The organism is Buchnera aphidicola (Chaetogeoica yunlongensis), from assembly GCA_039829965.1.
Taxonomy (GTDB): domain Bacteria; phylum Pseudomonadota; class Gammaproteobacteria; order Enterobacterales; family Enterobacteriaceae; genus Buchnera_B; species Buchnera_B aphidicola_BA.
On the sequence record CP139909.1, the window covers coordinates 457,504 to 475,950 of the forward strand.

15 protein-coding genes and 1 other RNA gene are annotated in these 18,447 nt (G+C 22.3%); 9 read left to right on the top strand and 7 right to left on the bottom strand.

Annotated elements, in window-relative coordinates:
- The first annotated feature begins 32 nt into the window (after positions 1 to 32).
- Positions 33 to 461: a transcription antitermination factor NusB gene (nusB, locus tag UAR70_02020; GenBank protein ID XBC39635.1), complete on the top strand. Its 429-nt coding sequence runs from the start codon at positions 33 to 35 to the stop codon at positions 459 to 461.
- A gap of 239 nt (positions 462 to 700) precedes the next feature.
- Here the strand turns inward: nusB and UAR70_02025 are convergent, their stop codons facing one another.
- Positions 701 to 1,906, bottom strand: coding sequence for an MFS transporter (locus tag UAR70_02025; protein ID XBC39636.1), 1,206 nt, complete (start codon positions 1,904 to 1,906; stop codon positions 701 to 703).
- Between the two features lie 115 nt (positions 1,907 to 2,021).
- Here UAR70_02025 and UAR70_02030 point away from each other — a divergent pair, with 115 nt between their 5' ends.
- Entirely contained in the window at positions 2,022 to 2,306 is a 285-nt protein-coding gene (locus UAR70_02030; protein ID XBC39637.1) for a TusE/DsrC/DsvC family sulfur relay protein, read from the top strand.
- 53 nt (positions 2,307 to 2,359) lie between these two features.
- Here the strand turns inward: UAR70_02030 and cyoE are convergent, their stop codons facing one another.
- The 5 genes from cyoE to cyoA form a co-directional block, all read right to left on the bottom strand.
- Positions 2,360 to 3,214: a heme o synthase gene (cyoE, locus tag UAR70_02035; GenBank protein ID XBC39638.1), complete on the bottom strand. Its 855-nt coding sequence runs from the start codon at positions 3,212 to 3,214 to the stop codon at positions 2,360 to 2,362.
- A 2-nt stretch (positions 3,215 to 3,216) separates the two neighbouring features.
- Positions 3,217 to 3,546 (bottom strand): cytochrome C oxidase subunit IV family protein, encoded by a 330-nt coding sequence (locus UAR70_02040; GenBank protein XBC39639.1) that lies wholly within the window; start codon positions 3,544 to 3,546, stop codon positions 3,217 to 3,219.
- Between the two features lie 7 nt (positions 3,547 to 3,553).
- A complete protein-coding gene (locus UAR70_02045) occupies positions 3,554 to 4,138 on the bottom strand; it encodes a cytochrome c oxidase subunit 3 (protein ID XBC39640.1) in 585 nt (194 codons plus the stop codon).
- 37 nt (positions 4,139 to 4,175) lie between these two features.
- Positions 4,176 to 6,161, bottom strand: a complete 1,986-nt coding sequence (cyoB, locus tag UAR70_02050) for a cytochrome o ubiquinol oxidase subunit I (protein XBC39641.1) — start codon at positions 6,159 to 6,161, stop codon at positions 4,176 to 4,178.
- Positions 6,162 to 6,222: 61 nt separating this feature from the next.
- Positions 6,223 to 7,086, bottom strand: coding sequence for a ubiquinol oxidase subunit II (cyoA, locus tag UAR70_02055; protein XBC39642.1), 864 nt, complete (start codon positions 7,084 to 7,086; stop codon positions 6,223 to 6,225).
- Between the two features lie 313 nt (positions 7,087 to 7,399).
- Here cyoA and UAR70_02060 point away from each other — a divergent pair, with 313 nt between their 5' ends.
- The 7 genes from UAR70_02060 (at position 7,400) to UAR70_02090 (ending at position 18,212) form a co-directional block, all read left to right on the top strand.
- Positions 7,400 to 7,723, top strand: coding sequence for a BolA family protein (locus UAR70_02060; GenBank protein XBC39643.1), 324 nt, complete (start codon positions 7,400 to 7,402; stop codon positions 7,721 to 7,723).
- 599 nt (positions 7,724 to 8,322) lie between these two features.
- Positions 8,323 to 8,943: an ATP-dependent Clp endopeptidase proteolytic subunit ClpP gene (gene clpP, locus UAR70_02065; protein ID XBC39644.1), complete on the top strand. Its 621-nt coding sequence runs from the start codon at positions 8,323 to 8,325 to the stop codon at positions 8,941 to 8,943.
- A gap of 105 nt (positions 8,944 to 9,048) precedes the next feature.
- On the top strand, positions 9,049 to 10,332 hold the full coding sequence (gene clpX, locus UAR70_02070) for an ATP-dependent Clp protease ATP-binding subunit ClpX (protein ID XBC39645.1): 1,284 nt from the start codon (positions 9,049 to 9,051) through the stop codon (positions 10,330 to 10,332).
- Positions 10,333 to 10,508: 176 nt separating this feature from the next.
- Entirely contained in the window at positions 10,509 to 12,839 is a 2,331-nt protein-coding gene (gene lon / locus UAR70_02075; protein XBC39646.1) for an endopeptidase La, read from the top strand.
- Between the two features lie 149 nt (positions 12,840 to 12,988).
- A complete protein-coding gene (locus UAR70_02080) occupies positions 12,989 to 14,452 on the top strand; it encodes a SurA N-terminal domain-containing protein (protein XBC39647.1) in 1,464 nt (487 codons plus the stop codon).
- Positions 14,453 to 14,756: 304 nt separating this feature from the next.
- Entirely contained in the window at positions 14,757 to 16,502 is a 1,746-nt protein-coding gene (locus UAR70_02085) for an ABC transporter transmembrane domain-containing protein (GenBank protein XBC39648.1), read from the top strand.
- Positions 16,503 to 16,523: 21 nt separating this feature from the next.
- Positions 16,524 to 18,212, top strand: coding sequence for an ABC transporter transmembrane domain-containing protein (locus UAR70_02090; GenBank protein XBC39649.1), 1,689 nt, complete (start codon positions 16,524 to 16,526; stop codon positions 18,210 to 18,212).
- An 87-nt stretch (positions 18,213 to 18,299) separates the two neighbouring features.
- On the opposite strand, the gene ffs is transcribed toward UAR70_02090, so the two are convergent.
- Positions 18,300 to 18,395, bottom strand: an RNA gene (gene ffs / locus UAR70_02095) — signal recognition particle sRNA small type.
- Positions 18,396 to 18,447: the final 52 nt, after the last annotated feature.

Genomic DNA, 18,447 nt, shown 5'->3' on the forward strand with positions numbered 1-18,447 from the left:
TTATAGAAAAATTATAGGATATTTTAAATTATATGCAACCTAAAACAAGAAGAAAAGCAAGAGAATATGCAGTTCAAGTATTATATTCATGGCAAATTTCTAAAAACAACATACATGATATTTTACAAGAATTTAAAAATCAAAAAAAAAACAAAGAAGTTGATTATATATACTTTACAGAAATCATTATTGGAGTTTTTGAAAATATAAAAATTTTAGATAAATTAATGGAGCCATATCTATCAAGAACCATCAACGAACTTGGTCAAATTGAAAAAGCAATACTCAGAATATCCTTTTTTGAATTAGAAAAAAGAAAAGATATTCCCTATAAAGTAACTATAAATGAGAGCATTGAATTAGCAAAATTATTTGGAGCAAAAGATAGCCATAAATTTATTAATGGTGTATTAGATAAAGCTTCTTATAAATTCAAAATACATAAAAAAAATAAATTTTAATCATTCTATTAACTATTTATAAGCAATATACACATTAAATTTTTAAATTTAAAAATAAATTAAAAATTATTTGTATTTATTATATATTTTAATAAAATTAAAATATTAATTCTATACACACATCTAAGTCATAAAGAATATGAAATCAACATTCTCTTAATAAAAAATAACCCATATTTTTAAAAAAATATTTTGTTTAAAAAAATTTTTTTGATAAAACTAATATTATAAAATATCAACTAAATTATTAAAAAATTTTTAAATTTAAAAAATATACTAATTAAAAACCAAAAAACTATCAATATTAATTCAAAACAAGATATTTCAAAAAAATTTAAATAATCAAATAAAAACCCTCCTAATATTCCTCCTAACGCAGAACCTAAAAATTGACTCGTAGAATATATAGCCATAGACGTACCTTTATAATTCACAAGAGAAAACTTTCCGACTAATATAGGAAGTATAGTTTCTAACAATACAAATACTATAAAAAATATCTGTAAAGAAAACATTAATAATAAAATACTAGTTTTGTAAAATAGTAAAAGTATGTAACATAAAAGAAACATCATTGTAGATATAATTATAGTATTCATATTATAAAAATAAGCAGTTTTAATAAACATCATTGCTAAAAAAACAACTAAAAATGATATTATAAATATTAATATATAAAATATGTTTAAACTATATCCAAAATATCCATAAACATTTTTAAATATTACAGGAATAGTAATAAAATTTAAAATTAATAAAAAATGAATAAAAAATATACTTAAATTTATCTGAAATAATTGTACATTTTTAAGAATTTTAAAAATGTTTTGTAATTCTAATTTAAAATTTATAACATGTTTATTATTATTAATAGAAAATTCTGGAATAAAAAATATAGAAATAAAAATACAAAATATAGATAAACATGAATTAATAAAAAATAAATAATAAAAACCAAATAAATTAATAATAATAGGACCTAATATCATTGCTAAAAAAAAACTAATTCCAAAAAATATCCCTAAAATTCCCATAATTTTTATTCTATTTAAAGAAGATATTACTGAATCAGATAACAAAGCCATACAAACAGAAGAAATAGCTGCTGACCCCTGTAAACCTCGACCTACAATAATTCCAAAAATAGAATCAGAAAACCAACATAAGATATTTCCCAATAAAAATACAATTAATCCTAGAATTATAATTTTTTTCCGACCAAATTTATCCGATAACCATCCACAAGGAATTTGAAAAATAAATTGAAAAATACCATAAATTCCAATAGCTATTCCAATTAAAAACATATTACTATTTTTTAAAATCAACCCGCATGTACTTAAAGAAGGAACAACCATAAACATTGCAAATATTCTTAAAAAAAGAATTAAACAAACTCCTACTATAACTTTAATTTCACATATATTTAATTTAGCAATAAACATTTTATACTGTATTTCCTATTGAAAAATTTAATATATTAAATATAATAAACTAAAATATTTTCATTTTATTATAAAAATTTTGCAAAAAAACTATAACTAAAAAAAACAACAAACTATGAATTTTATAAATAACTGGAATAAAAAAATAGCACAAGATATTGCAAAAAAAGAATTTATAAAAATGACAAAAAATCACTGGGAAATAATTTATATTCTGAGAGATTTTTATTTAAAATTTAATTTAGCACCATCTATGAGAATTTTAATTAAACTATTAGAAAAAAAACAAAAATTTACAAAAAAATATTCTAGTAGATATATATTAAAATTATTTCCAAATAATTCTATCAAAAAAGCTAATAAAATAGCAGGAATTCCAACTTCTAATAATTGTATATAATTTTTTTTAACAATAATCTACGTAGTATAACAAAATGAAAATATTATTTTTTACTACACAATATAATCAAAAGAAATAAAAACATCCAATAAAAAAACTACAATAATAGACCACTGAAATACCTTTTTAGCCCATAATTTACTATTATCATGTGTTAATTTCAAACACGAATAATATAACCATACCGAACACAACACAAATAAAACTATAAAATATTTATAACCTAAAAAATTTAATATAAATAAACCACAAGAAAAAATAAAAAACAAAATAATAGTAATTACTATATTATACTGAGTAATTTTCAACCCATAAATAATTGGAAAAATCGGTATATTAGCCATTCTATAATCTTCTAAATAAAATATACATAAAGAATAAGAATGAGGTATTTGCCAAAAAGCAAACATAAGAAATAAATATAATACACAAACATCTAAATTATTAATAACTGAACAATAACCAATTATAGGAGGTAAAGCACCAGAAATACTACCTACAACTACAGAAAAAGCTGATTTTTTTTTTAACAGAAAACTGTATATAAATACATATACAAACCATCCTATAATATACAAAATACAACATAATATGTTTATAAATGTAATACAAACACAAATACCTAATGAAAACATAATTATAGAAAAAATAATAACTGAATTACAATATTTTGTATATTCAACTAATATTCTATGTTGAGTTCGCAACATAAATTTATCTATTTTTCGATCAATAACATTATTAAGAATGCATGAAGAAGCAACTACTAAAAATAAACATAACGAATTAAAAAAAAACAATTTAAAATTTAAATTACCCCTGGATCCTAAAAAATATCCAGAGCATAAAGACACCCAATTTGCCAAAATTATTTTTGGTTTTAATAATTCAAAAAAATAAAATATCATAACTATATCATACAAAAAACATTATGATTCAAATTTTGCATTATCCAAACAGAACCGAATAATATAACTATTCCTACAAAAAAAACAAAAATAAAAAAAAATAAATTCAATCTATTTTTAATTGAAAAATCAACATGAAGAAAAAATTTTAACTGAATTAAAATCTGACAAAATAAACAAAAAAGAACAAAAAAATCATTATACATCTTAGAAAAAATTTTATTTATAACTATAAAAAAAGGAAAAATACTTAACAAACTTAAAGAAATCAACACTAAAAAATAAATAACATATTTATTTTCTAAAAAAGATGAAGATTTTAATTTAAACATTGTTTACTTATGTCACTCCAAATAAATATACAATAGAAAATAAAAAAACCCATACTATATCTAAAAAATGCCAAAACAAATTCAAACACAATATACGACGATAAACTATATTAGATATACTAAATATAAAAATATCTCGTATTATCACCAAAATCCATAACAACCCTAAAAACACATGAAATCCATGCATAGATATTAAAGCAAACAAAGATGATAAAAATCCACTACAAGATGGACCATATCCTTTAGAAATTAAATTAAAAAATTCAAATATTTCCAACAAAAAAAATCCAGAACCTAATAAAAACGTAAACAATAACCAAAAAATAGTTTTAAATTTGTCTCCTTGTTTAAATTTAAATAATGATAAACTACAAGAAAAAGAACTAAACAAAAGCAAAAAAGTTTCTTTTATAATCACAGTATATTGAAAAATATCATTACCTGAAGGACCATGCGAAATATTATTTTTTAAAATAAAATAAACAGAAAACAACGTAAAAAAAATAATACAATCACTCATTAAATACAACCAAAAACCAAACAATTCTTTTGAAAAAAAAGTAGTATTCAATTTATAATTTACATTCATATATTTCCTTTACTCTAAAATTAAAACTCAAACTAAACTACATTAATCTTCTTTTAATATGTAAACGTTTATTTTCAGTTTTAATTATATCTTGTACAGTAACAATAAAATTACATTTCGTATTTAAACTTTTTAAAATTATGCAACATACAATAAAAAAAATAGAAGAAAAAAACAACCAAAAAATATACCAAACAGCAGAAAACCCCAATAATAACGAAAAAAAACTAATAACTACTCCATAACTAGTATTTTTAGGCATATAAAAATTAACATACTCATGTTTTCTATAATAAATTTTATTTTTACGTTTCGATTCCCAAAAATCATCTCTACACTTAACTATAGGACGTACCGCAAAATTATAAAAAGGAGGAGGAGATATAGTAGACCATTCTAATGTTCTTCCATCCCAAGGATCTCCAGTAACATCTTCGTTTTGATTTCTATGTTTGATTGATACAATTACCTGAATAATTTGACATAATATTCCAATAGAAATTAATATTGTACCACAAGAAGCAATAGTTAACATACAATGAAACTGCGTATCAATATTTTGACTAAGACGTCTAGTCATACCCATCATTCCTAAAACGTAAAGCGGCATAAAAGCAAAAATAAAACCAAAAAACCAAAAACAAAAAGAAATTTTTCCCCATTTTTCAGATAATAAAAATCCGAATAATTTAGGAAACCAATATGTAATTCCAGCAAAACATCCAAAAACTACTCCCCCAATAATAACATTATGAAAATGAGCTACTAAAAACAAACTATTATGTAATACAAAATCTATTACAGGTAAAGATAACAGAACTCCAGTCATGCCTCCAATAGAAAATGTCACTAAAAATCCAAGAGTCCATAACATAATAGAATTAATTTGAATATTACCACGATACATAGTAAACAACCAATTAAAAATTTTTACTCCAGTAGGAATGGCAATTATCATAGTAGCTATTCCAAAAAAAGCATTGACATTTGCACCAGCACCCATTGTAAAAAAATGATGTAACCATACTATAAAAGAAAAAATAGTAATAACAATAGTTGCCCAAACTAAAGAAGTATAACCAAACAAAGATTTTCTAGAAAAAGTAGAAACTACTTCAGAAAAAACACCAAAAGCTGGAAGAGCTAAAATATATACTTCAGGATGCCCCCAAATCCAAATTAAATTAACATACATCATAGAATTACCTCCAAAATCATTTGTAAAGAAATGAAATCCGAGATATCTATCTAATGTCAATAATAATAAACTAACAGTTAGAACAGGAAAAGAAACTAAAATTAGAATATTTGTACAAAAAGCAGTCCACGTAAATACAGGTAATTTAAACCAACTCATTCCGTTGGTTCTCATTTTTATAATTGTCACTAAAAAATTAATAGCTGTTAAAGTAGTACCAATTCCAGATATTTGTAAACTCCAAATCCAATAATCAACACCTACTCCAGGACTATATTTTATTCCAGATAATGGAGGATAAGCTAACCATCCCGTTTGTGCAAACTCTCCAATTCCTAGTGACAAATTAATTAAAATTGCTCCAGAAATTGTTAACCATAAACTTAAATTATTTAAAAATGGAAAAGCAACATCACGAGCACCAATTTGTAGAGGAACTACAAAATTCATTAATCCAACTACTAATGGCATGGCAACAAAAAAAATCATAATGACACCGTGAGCTGTAAACACCTGATCATAATGATGCGAAGATAAAAAACCAAGTCCATTACCAGTAAAAGAAGATGCTAAAAATTGTTGAGTACGCATCATAACTGCATCTATAAAACCTCTAAATAACATTATAAATGCCAAAAAAATATACATTTTAGCAATTTTTTTATGATCAACTGAACAGAACCATTCATTCCATAAATACACCCACTTTTTTAAGAAAGTAATTATTGTTCCAATAACAATAAATATAAACAATACTATACTACAAGTTACCATGATAATAGCATCATGATACGGAATTGAATCTAAACATAATCTACCAAACATTATTTTTAATCCTTATAAAACATTTATTCATCTTATAAAAAAAATAATTATTTTTAATAAATTAAGTAATTAAAGTATTTTTAACAATTAAATTAAATAAATCTGTAGACACATTAGAAAAATATCTAACTGAATTATCTTCATAAAATTTATTAATAAAACGATAAAATACATATATAGAATTCAATCTATACTTAGATAATTGAACTTGTTTAACCCATTCATTAAAAATATAACGATTTGAAACTACTAATACATTAAATTTCATATTTGAAAATCCTTTTCCACTATAATTAGAAGAAAAACCTTTAAATAATCCAGATCTATTTGCAATTAAATTTAAACTAGTTTGCATGCCAGGCATAGTATATATTTGACTTCCTAATGAAGGAATAAAAAAAGAATTCATTACAGAATCAGAAGTTAATGTAAATATTATTGGTGTATTTATTGGAATGACTAATTTATTAATTGTAGCAATTTTTTTATCTGGATAAATAAACAACCACTTCCAATCCAAAGATATTACATTAATTCTAATAGGTTGTACATTATTAGCAACTAAAATAGGTTTTTTAGGATCTAATTCATGTGTCGATTTCCATGATAAAATAGATAAAAACAATACTATAAAAATAGGAATACCCCAAGTTAAAACTTCTATTATATTAGAATGAGACCATGTTGGAGTATATATTTTATTAACATTAGATTCTCTGTAACTTAATAAAAAAAATATTGTCATAAAAATCACTGGAATAATTATAAACAACATAGTTACAAAAGCTATAATAAAAAAATAACATTGCTGTTGAGCAATTAATCCATTTGGAGAAAAAATTGTACTACTACATCCATTAATACAAAACACACAACTTAACAACACAAAATTTAAAATATAACTTTTAAACTTGATAAATTTCATTTTAAAACTCCAAATTTTAAATTCTAGAAATAACAATATCATATTAAATTTTTATATTTAATATATTATATCTTATGATATTATCAAATCTTATAAGAATATCTAAATTTAGAAAATTACATTTATTAAAATATTTTATTATGAATACTATAAAACTTAAAAGCACACTTAATAAATATTAACAAAATAAAACTATCTATTTTTTTAATAAAAAATATAACGACTATCTAATATTCAAATACAAACTTTAAAAAATTAAAAACACAATAAATTATTATATAAATTAAAATTTATCACAAGTGAGTGAATTAAAATGATTAAAAAAAAAATAGAAAAAATTTTGAAAACTAAAATAATTATTCATAAGTTAAAAATATATAATGAAAGCAAAAAACATAATACTACTCCAAATTTAAAAAATACTCATTTTAAAATTATAATAGTAAGTGATGATTTTTTTAAAATTAAACTCATAGATAGACATAGAAAAATACATTTATTACTATCAAAATATATTTATGAACATACAATAAAATCATTATCAATACATACTTATACTATTTCAGAATGGAATAATAATAAAAATATACATTTATTAAAATCTTCAATCTGTATTAACAAAACTCATCTAACATAAATAAAACTTTATAAATTTCAGAAAAAAATATCAATAATGAAATTATTGACCAAATATATATATAAAATTATTCTAAAATATTAATATACTTATTTATATAAACTCTAAAAACGTAATTCAAAAAAGTTTTAACACTATATTCAATAAAATTTCTATAAATAACTTTACATATTAAAAAAATAAAAATATTTGATAATTAATAAATCTATTAAAATTTTTAATTTAAAAATTTTAATATTAAAATAAAAGTCTTATCACTAAAACTAAATTTAAAAAAATTTTTTTCTACATATTTACTATTTTAAAATTACAAATTAAATTTAATCTTACTTAAATAAAAATATATTTTAAACAAAATTAACTATTTTACTGTCATTAAATCATTAATATTTGTAAAATGCTTAAATACAGATAAATATTAAAATAAATATATTATATTTTTTATTTTTAAAAAATATAAACCACCATAATTCATATCCAACTAAATGTTTTAAATTTAAAAAAAAATATTTAATAATGTTATAACACTAAAAATATAAATCAAAAAAAATAAAAAATATAAAATTTTTATATAAATTACAGTATGAGAAAATATTATCATGACCAACAATAACAAAAATATTCATAAAAAAAATATATTATTTGTTCCTACTGTCATAGAAAAAACTTCTTATGGAGAACGATCATATGATATATATTCAAGATTACTAAAAGAAAGAATAATATTCTTAACAGGTGTAATAAATGATAATACAGCTAATATAATAGTAGCACAAATGTTGTTCTTGGAATCCGAAAATTCTAAACAAGATATTTATATTTATATAAACTCTCCAGGAGGAATTATTACTTCTGGAATGTCTATTTACGATACTATGCAATTTATAAAACCCAATGTAAATACAATATGCATAGGTCAAGCATGTTCTATGGCTGCTCTAATCTTAACAGCAGGAAAAAAAGGAAATAGATTTTGCTTACCAAATTCTAAAATTATGATTCATCAACCCCTAGGTGGCATTAATGGACAAGCATCAGATATCGAAATTCACGCTAAAGAAATAATCAAAGTTAAAAAAAAATTAAATGAATTAATGGCATTCCATACTGAACAAAATATAAAAACTATTGAAAAAGATACTGAGCGTGATTGTTTTCTCACAGCTAATCAAGCAATGAAATATGGAATCATAGATACTATCTTAAACAATAGAGAATAATTTCTATCTATATAATTATACAAAACTTCTTAATGAAATAACTATATAACCTTAATTTAATAAGTATAATTAAATCTTATATATTTAAAAATCAAGAGAAAACTAATGACAGATGATAGCAAAATTAATACTACACAGCTATTATGTTGTTCTTTTTGTAAAAAAAACCAAAAAGAAGTGAAAAAATTAATAGCTGGTTCATCAGTTTATATTTGTAACGAATGTATCATATTATGTCATGATATCATTCAAGAAGAACAAAAAAATTCATCATTAACAAATATTTTAAACAAAATACCAACACCAAAAAAAATTTTCCAACATTTAGACAACTATGTAATAGGACAAACACATACAAAAAAAGTACTATCAGTAGCAGTATATAATCATTATAAACGTTTAAATTACTTAAATGTAAAAAATAAAGAAGAAGTTGAGCTAGGAAAAAGCAATCTACTATTAATTGGGCCTACAGGAAGTGGAAAAACATTACTAGCGGAAACACTTGCCAAATTTCTTGACGTTCCATTCTCTATATCCGATGCTACAACATTAACTGAAGCTGGATATGTAGGTGAAGATGTCGAAAACATAATCCAAAAGTTATTACAACAATGTAACTATGATGTTCACAAAACAGAAACTGGAATAATTTATATAGACGAAATAGATAAAATTTCTAAAAAATCTAATAATCCTTCAATAACTCGTGATGTTTCAGGAGAGGGAGTACAACAAGCATTATTAAAATTAATAGAAGGAACAATTGCTTCTGTACCTATGCAAGGAGGACGAAAACATCCTCAACAAGAATTTTTTAAAATAGATACGTCAAAAATTCTATTTATTTGTGGAGGAACATTTTTAGGCTTGGAAAAAATTATTAAAAAAAGAATAAAATCTGGAACAGGAATCGGATTTAACATCAAATACATTGATAACTCGAAAAAATATTCTAAAAATGAATTGCTAAAAATAGTTACACCCGAAGATTTAATCAAATTTGGATTAATTCCTGAATTTATAGGACGATTACCAATACTTACTACACTACATGAACTTGATGAAACCATGTTGACGAAAATTCTCACTGAACCTAAAAATGCACTAATTAAACAATACGAAAAATTATTTGAGTTAGAAGGAATAAAAATAGAATTTTGCAAAAAATTTATAAAATATATTGCACGCAAAGCTATGAATAATAATACTGGTGCTAGAGGTTTACGTGCCATTATTGAAAAACTTCTACTAAACACCATGTATAAATTACCTTCAATGAATAATGTACAAAAAATTTTAATAAACGAATCAACTATAGTTAATAATAATATATCTCCAATACTAATCTACAAAACACACGACTCTAAAAAAAAATCTGATAAATAAAAACTACCTAGTTTCCAATAAAAAATAAATTACTTATTTTGCTTTACTATCATTAAATATCTGAGTCTGTTCTTAAATATATTCAAAATTAACTATACTTTTAAAATAATACATGGTTCTATTCAATAAATTTTCCTCATGCTTAAAAACAATTATTCAAATTAAAAGAAAAGATTATGAATCCAGAACATTTAGAATACATTGAAATGCCAATTTTACCGTTACGTGATGTAGTAGTTTATCCTTATATGGTAATTCCATTATTTGTAGGAAGAGAAAAATCTATAAAATGTATTGAAGCATCAATGAATAAAAAACAAATAATGTTAGTGGCACAAAAACAAGCGGAAATAGACGAACCTACAGAAAACGACTTATTCACTGTTGGAACTACTTCCTCAATTTTACAAATGCTAAAATTACCAGATGGAACAATAAAAGTTTTAGTAGAAGGACTCCAACGCGCAAAAATCAAAAAATTAAAAAATAACAACGGTTTTTTTACTGCTTTAGTTGAACTAATACAAGCACCAAAAATTAAAGAAAAAGAACAATTAGTACTTATTAAAACTGCATTTACTCAATTTGAAACATATGTCCGATTAAATAAAAAAATTTCTTTTGAAATCTTAAATTCCTTAAAAAATATAAAAAATGCAGAACAATTATCTGACATGATTTCAGTTCATATGCCATTAAAACTATCAGACAAACAATTAATTTTAGAAATATTTAATATAAATACAAGATTAGAACACTTGATGACAATCATGGAATCAGAAATTGATTTATTAAAAATAGAAAAAAGAATTCGAAATCGAGTAAAAAAACAAATGGAAAAAAGTCAAAGGGAATATTATCTTAACGAACAAATGAAAGCTATTCAAAAAGAATTAGGAGAAATAGACGAAACTCTTGATGAACATAAAATTTTATCAAGAAAGATTAAAAAAATAAAAATACCAAAAGAAGTAAAAGAAAAATTAGAGTCTGAGCTACAAAAATTAAAAATGATGTCTCCTATGTCAGCTGAAGCAACAGTAGTTAGAAGTTATATAGATTGGATAATACAAATTCCATGGAGTGCTAGAAATAAAGTTAAAAAAAACTTAAAATCAGCACAAAAAATTCTAGATAAAGACCATTTTGGATTAGAAAAAATAAAAGAAAGAATTTTAGAATATCTTGCAGTACAAAGTAGAATTAATAAAATAAAAGGACCAATTTTATGTTTAGTAGGTCCTCCTGGAGTAGGAAAAACATCTTTAGGACAGTCCATAGCAAAAGCTACAGGAAGAAAATACATTAGAATGGCATTAGGTGGAATCAGAGATGAAGCAGAAATCAGAGGTCATAGAAGGACGTATATAGGTTCTATGCCAGGAAAAATAATCCAAAAAATGGCCAAAGTTGGAGTTAAAAATCCACTATTTTTATTAGATGAAATAGATAAAATGTCCTATGATGTACGTATTGATCCTGCATCAGCATTACTAGAAGTTTTAGATCCAGAACAAAATGTAGCATTTAACGATCATTATTTAGAAATAGATTACGATCTTTCCGATGTTATGTTTATTGCTACATCTAATTCTACAAACATTCCAATACCGTTACTAGATAGAATGGAAATAATTAAAATTCCTGGATATACGGAATTTGAAAAATTAAACATAGCTAAATCATATTTAAAACCCAAACAAATAAAAAGAAACGCTTTAAAAGAAAACGAATTAACAATTGAAGATTCTACTATTACTAACATTATTAGATACTATACTCGAGAAGCAGGAGTTAGACATTTAGAACGAGAAATATCAAAAATTTGCAGAAAATCCGTTAAAAATTTAGTATTAAATAAATCCTTAAAAAAAATAAATATTACTATTGAGAATTTACAAGAATATCTAGGTATAAAAAAATATAGTTTTGGTAAAACAGACTATAAAAATCAAATTGGTCAAGTAATTGGTTTAGCATGGACTGAAGTAGGCGGAGAATTACTTACCATCGAAACAGCTTGTATATCAGGAAAAGGAAAACTAATCTATACTGGATCTCTTGGAGAAGTCATGCAAGAATCTATTCAAGCGGCATTAACAGTTGTTAGATCTCAAGCTAAAAAATTAGGAATTAAAAAAAACTTTTATGAACAACATGACATACATGTCCATGTTCCAGAAGGTGCTACACCAAAAGATGGTCCTAGTGCTGGAATTGCTATGTGTACAGCAATAGTTTCCTGTTTAACTAAAAATCCTGTGCGATCAGATATAGCTATGACTGGAGAAATTACTCTAAGAGGTCAAATATTAAATATAGGAGGTCTAAAAGAAAAGCTTCTAGCAGCACATCGAGGAGGTATAAAAAAAGTTCTAATTCCACACGATAACAAAAGAGATTTACAAGAAATTCCAAAAACAATTCTTACAGATTTATTTATACATCCTGTAAAACACATTGAAGAAGTATTAAATTTATCTTTAGAAAATACTCCTTATATATAATTTAAATTAACAAAATAAAAAGTATAATTATATTTTTTAAAAAATTATTTTACCTGTTATCTGGCAAATTTAAATATAGTTTGCCAGACTATTAATAAACTAATTCATAAAAATATTGTAACAAATTATAAACGAATGATATTAAACAGATGAACAAAAAAAAATCAAAAATATATAATATAATGCTATTAGGTACACTAAGTATAATTTTTATTTCATTAATTTTACCGTATATAAATGTTTTTTTTTTTAAAAATACTTCAGATTATGCAATAAAAATAAATAATCAAACAATTAGTCAAGAAGAATTTATAAAAAAATATAATTTAGAATACATCAAGCAAAAAAAAAATACAAAAAACAAAATTACCACAAATATAAACACTAATAATTATTTACTAAAAATATATAAAAAAACAATATCAAACATAATACAAGAATCATTATTAAAACAATATATAATAAAAATTAATTTTAAAATACAAGATTTAGATATTAAAAATTACATATATAGTCAATCTAAATTTCAAACAAATTATTGCTTTGATATAAACAAATATCATCAATACCTGAACATACTGCAAATAAGTTCTAATGAATACATTAAAAAAATTAAAATATATTTAAAAATACAAAAATTTCTAGAAAACATTTATGATACAGATTTTATATTAGAAAACGAAAAAAAAATAATTTTAAAGTTATTTTCACAAATTAGAATGGTACAAAAATCTCATCCTATTAAAATTAAAAGTTTTCATAATGAAAAAAATATCAATAGTAAAAAAATAAAAAAATATTTTAAAAATAATGTAAATGAGCTAATAACTAAAGAACAATTCACAATCAATTATATTTTAATACATAAAAAAAATATTAAAAACATACATAAAAATATACAAAAAAAAAATCAAGATAATATAATTTATACATTACTAAATAACAAAATCACTAGTCCATTATTTAAAAAAACAATCAAAAAAAACAAAATAAAAATTTTTTATACACCATGGATAACCAATAAATCAAAAAAATCAAAAAATCTACCAAGTAAAATTTTGAAATATATAATTAAAAGTAAACTCTTATTTAAAAAAAATAACACTTCTATAAAAAAATATCCTACTACAATAAAAACTAAAAAAAATAATTTATACATACTATGGATAAAAAAATATCAAAAACAACACATAAAAAATATTTTAAACACCGAACAAACACAGCATAAATACCAAAAAACTCTTAAAAACATAATATATAAATTAAACTCTGGATCACAAATTTTACTCAATAAAATTAATCTGAAATTTAAACATCCAAAATATTATTTTAGATTTAATACTAATAATAAATTAACCAAAATAATTTTTTCACAACCTTCTCCCACAAAAAGAAACAGTGTTTATTTTAGTTTTTATCAAAATAAAAAATTTTATATATATAAATTTTCTAAAATACTTTATTTTAAACTAACATCAAAACAAAAAAAAATAATCATCTCTAAATTTCTAGAATTACATTCAAAAGCTATATTCAATACAATTTTAAAAAATTTATATAAAACAGCTAAAATTTTATATGGATCATCACTAAAACAATATACTATTGTATAACAATAATTAACTGTATAAAAATTCTAATTATAATAATAAAAAAAATTAAAAACTTTTTACTAACATGTTAAAAATAAAAATTACTCTAAAAATATATATTTAACAAAATAAAAAATTAATGACTAAAACTTATCATAAAAAATAATACTGCTAAAAATATTTATAATATTCAATAATTCATCTTAATTTAATAAAACCATATATCTTAAAAACTATTAAAAAAAAATTAACCACTAGAATCTTGATCTAAAATATAAAAAACTTCTAAACTTTAATTTTAGCATCTCAACACAGGAATAAATATGTGAAATTATTAAAACAACTGAAATGGTATTTTTTTCAAGAATATAAAAAATATTTAATAACAATATTCTTACTAATTTCTATTTCTATTTTACAATTATATCCACCAAAATTAATAGAAATACTTATAGATTCTATCAACAATAAAACAATAAATACAAAAAAAATGTTTTTTTTAATCTCATTAATACTCATTATAGCAACAATTATTTATATTTTACGCTATATGTGGAGAATATTTTTATTTGGAACATCATACAAATTAGCCATAATACTAAGAACAAAAATTTACAATTATTTAACTAAAAAAAACAATTATTTTTATTTAAATAATCCAAAAGGAGATTTAATAACTAAAGCAACTAATGATGTAGATAGAATAGTATTCTCAGCAGGAGAGGGAATATTAACACTGCTTGATTCTTTAATCATGGGAATATCTGTCATCGTAATTATGATTACTAAAATAAACTGGAAATTAACTATTGTTTCCTTACTACCGATGCCAATTATGGTTTTAATAATAAAACATTTTGGTAATACGTTACAACATAGTTACCAAAAAGCTCAACAATCATTTTCTTTTCTTAATAATTATACACAAGAAAGTCTTAATAATATTTACATGATAAAATCTTTCGGATTAGAAAAATATCATAATAAAAAATTTATTGACATTGCTAAAATCACTAGTCAAAAAAATATAGAAACAATAAAAATAGATGCAAAATTTGATCCAGTCATTCATTTATCAATTTCTATATCTCACCTTTTAACTATTGTGATTGGAAGTTATATGGTAGCTAATAAAGAAATTAGCATAGGACAACTAATAAGTTTTATACTTTATCTTGGATTAATGATTTGGCCTATGCTAGCATTAGCATGGATGTTTAATATCATGGAACGAGGACATGCATCATGGAATAGAATAAAATTAATGATTAAAAATACTGCTATAAATCAAAAAAATTACAAAAAAATACCAAAAAATTTAGAATTATTAAATGTTAAAATTAATAGTTTTAAATACGAAAAAAACAAAAAATTTATACTAAAAAATATTAATTTTTCACTGTATCCAGGACAAATACTAGGCATTTGTGGACCAGTAGGATCCGGTAAAAGTACATTATTAAAATTACTTCAACAACAACTGAAAATTAAAGATGGAAATATATCATATAATTCTATTCCAATCCAAAAATTTCATATTTCTCATTGGAGAAAAAAAGTTACAATAGTAGATCAAACGACTTTCTTGTTTTCAGACACTATTTTAAATAATATTAAATTAGGAAAAAAACATACTTCCGAACAAGAAATAAAATATGTCACTCATTTGTCAGATTTTTACCAAGATATTACACAACTTCCTAAAAAATACAATACTCAAATTGGAGAGAAAGGTGTAATGTTATCCGGAGGACAAAAACAAAGAATATCTATTGCTAGAGCACTATTATCAAATCCAGAAATATTAATTTTAGACGATGCTCTATCAGCAATAGACTTTTACACAGAAAAAAAAATATTAAAAAATTTTTACACCTGGAAAAAAGATCATAATACTATAATAATATGCAGTCATAAAATATCTTCACTAAAAAATGCAAATATAATTTTAGTAATTCAAAATGGCTCTATTACACAAAAAGGAACACATTCTCAACTCATTAAAGATACAAAACAATGGTATGGTAAAACATATTTTCGTCAAAAAAAAATAATATCAAACAATAAATAAAAAAAGGTAATGTTTCTAAAAATGAATAATATTATAAATTTTTGGCCAATATTAAAAGAACTATTAAAATATGGCATAAATATCAAAAAAAAACTACTTTGTGGATTAGTTATATTAATATTTTCATCCATTGCTGAAGTGTTAAATCCAATACTTATTAGTTATTTTATAAAAAATAGTTTTTTTAATAAAATATTATCCTACTATTCATTTAAAATAATTTTTTACTACCTTGTTTTACAAATATTAGCAACCATACTAAATTACTATCAAGATATAATTTTTAGCAAACTTTCAATTACTATTATTCAAAAACTACGTTGTGATATAATGAAAGCTACACTAAATCTTTCCATGGACACATTTGATCAACAACCAATAGGACAATTTATATCAAGAATTACCAATGACACCGAAACAATCAAAGAACTGTATAATACTGTAATAACTACACTATTTAAAAATTTTATATTAATAATAACCACTCTAATAACAATGTTTATTTTAAAATGGAAAATTGCCTGCATATCATCAATTATATTTCCTACAGTAATTATAATCATGTATTTATATCAAAAACACAGTAAACCTATGCTAAGAAAAATGAAAAATTACGTTGCTAACATTCACAACTTTTTTCATGAAATAATAAATGGTATGCATATTATTCAACAATTTAATCAAGAAGAAAAATTTAAAAATACTATTAAAGATCTTAGTCAAAAACATTATAATATTCGAATGAAACTACTAAAATTAGAAAGTTTTTTATTAAGACCTTTATTAAACTTATTTTCTTCAGTAACACTATGTGGATTAATATTATTATTTGGAACACGTCCAATAGAATACTTTGACATAGGAATACTATATGCATTTGTAACCTATCTAGGAAGATTGCATGAACCATTAATTACTATTGCATCTCAACAATCAATTTTTCAACAAGCTATCGTAGCAGGAGAAAGAGTTTTAGAAATAATTAAACTACCAAAACAACAATATGGATTTGATTCATCATACCTAAAAACAGGAGATATAGAAATAAAAAATCTATATTTTAGTTACAAAAAAAATTCTAAAGAATTTCAACTAAAAAATATCAATTTATCTATTCCTTCAGGAAATTTCGTAGCATTCGTAGGAAGAACAGGAAGTGGTAAAAGTACTTTAGCAAAACTTATTATGGGACACTATCCCATTCAAATAGGTGCTATTTATTTAAATAAAAGAAATATTTTATCATTGAGTCATAAAGTATTAAAAAAAGGCATATCTATCGTTCAACAAGATCCTATAATACTCAATGATACTATTTTAGAAAATATTACATTAGGTAAAAAGTATCCTAAATATAAAATTATAAACATATTAAAAAAAATAAAACTAATAAATTATATAAATTCTCTTCCCAATGGTCTATATGAAAAATTAGGCGAAAATGGGAATATGTTATCAACCGGTCAAAAACAACTTTTATCCATTGCAAGAGTATTAATTAAACATCCTAAAATTTTAATATTAGACGAAGCTACATCAAATATAGATCTAAATACAGAAAATGATATCAAATATATATTATCCTCTATAAAAAAAAAATCTATCACTCTAATTGTAATTACACATAGACTCTCTATTATCGAACAAGCAGATACAATATTTACATTTAAAAATGGAAAAATTATAAAACTAGATAAACAAAATTTATAATAAAATAAAAAAAAAATATCAAAAACAAATAATAATTTTAATTCATACATAATACTTAAAAAATAACTCTAAAAATTATGTAAGTCTCTATTAATAATGTTCATAGCACCTGCATTACTTAATATGGCTGCTATTTTCCAATCCTGACCAAATTTTTAAGATTACAGTGCTATAGAGTACTAATAAAGACCTACAATAATAATTGTACATTAAAAAATATTAATTGTAAATTTTT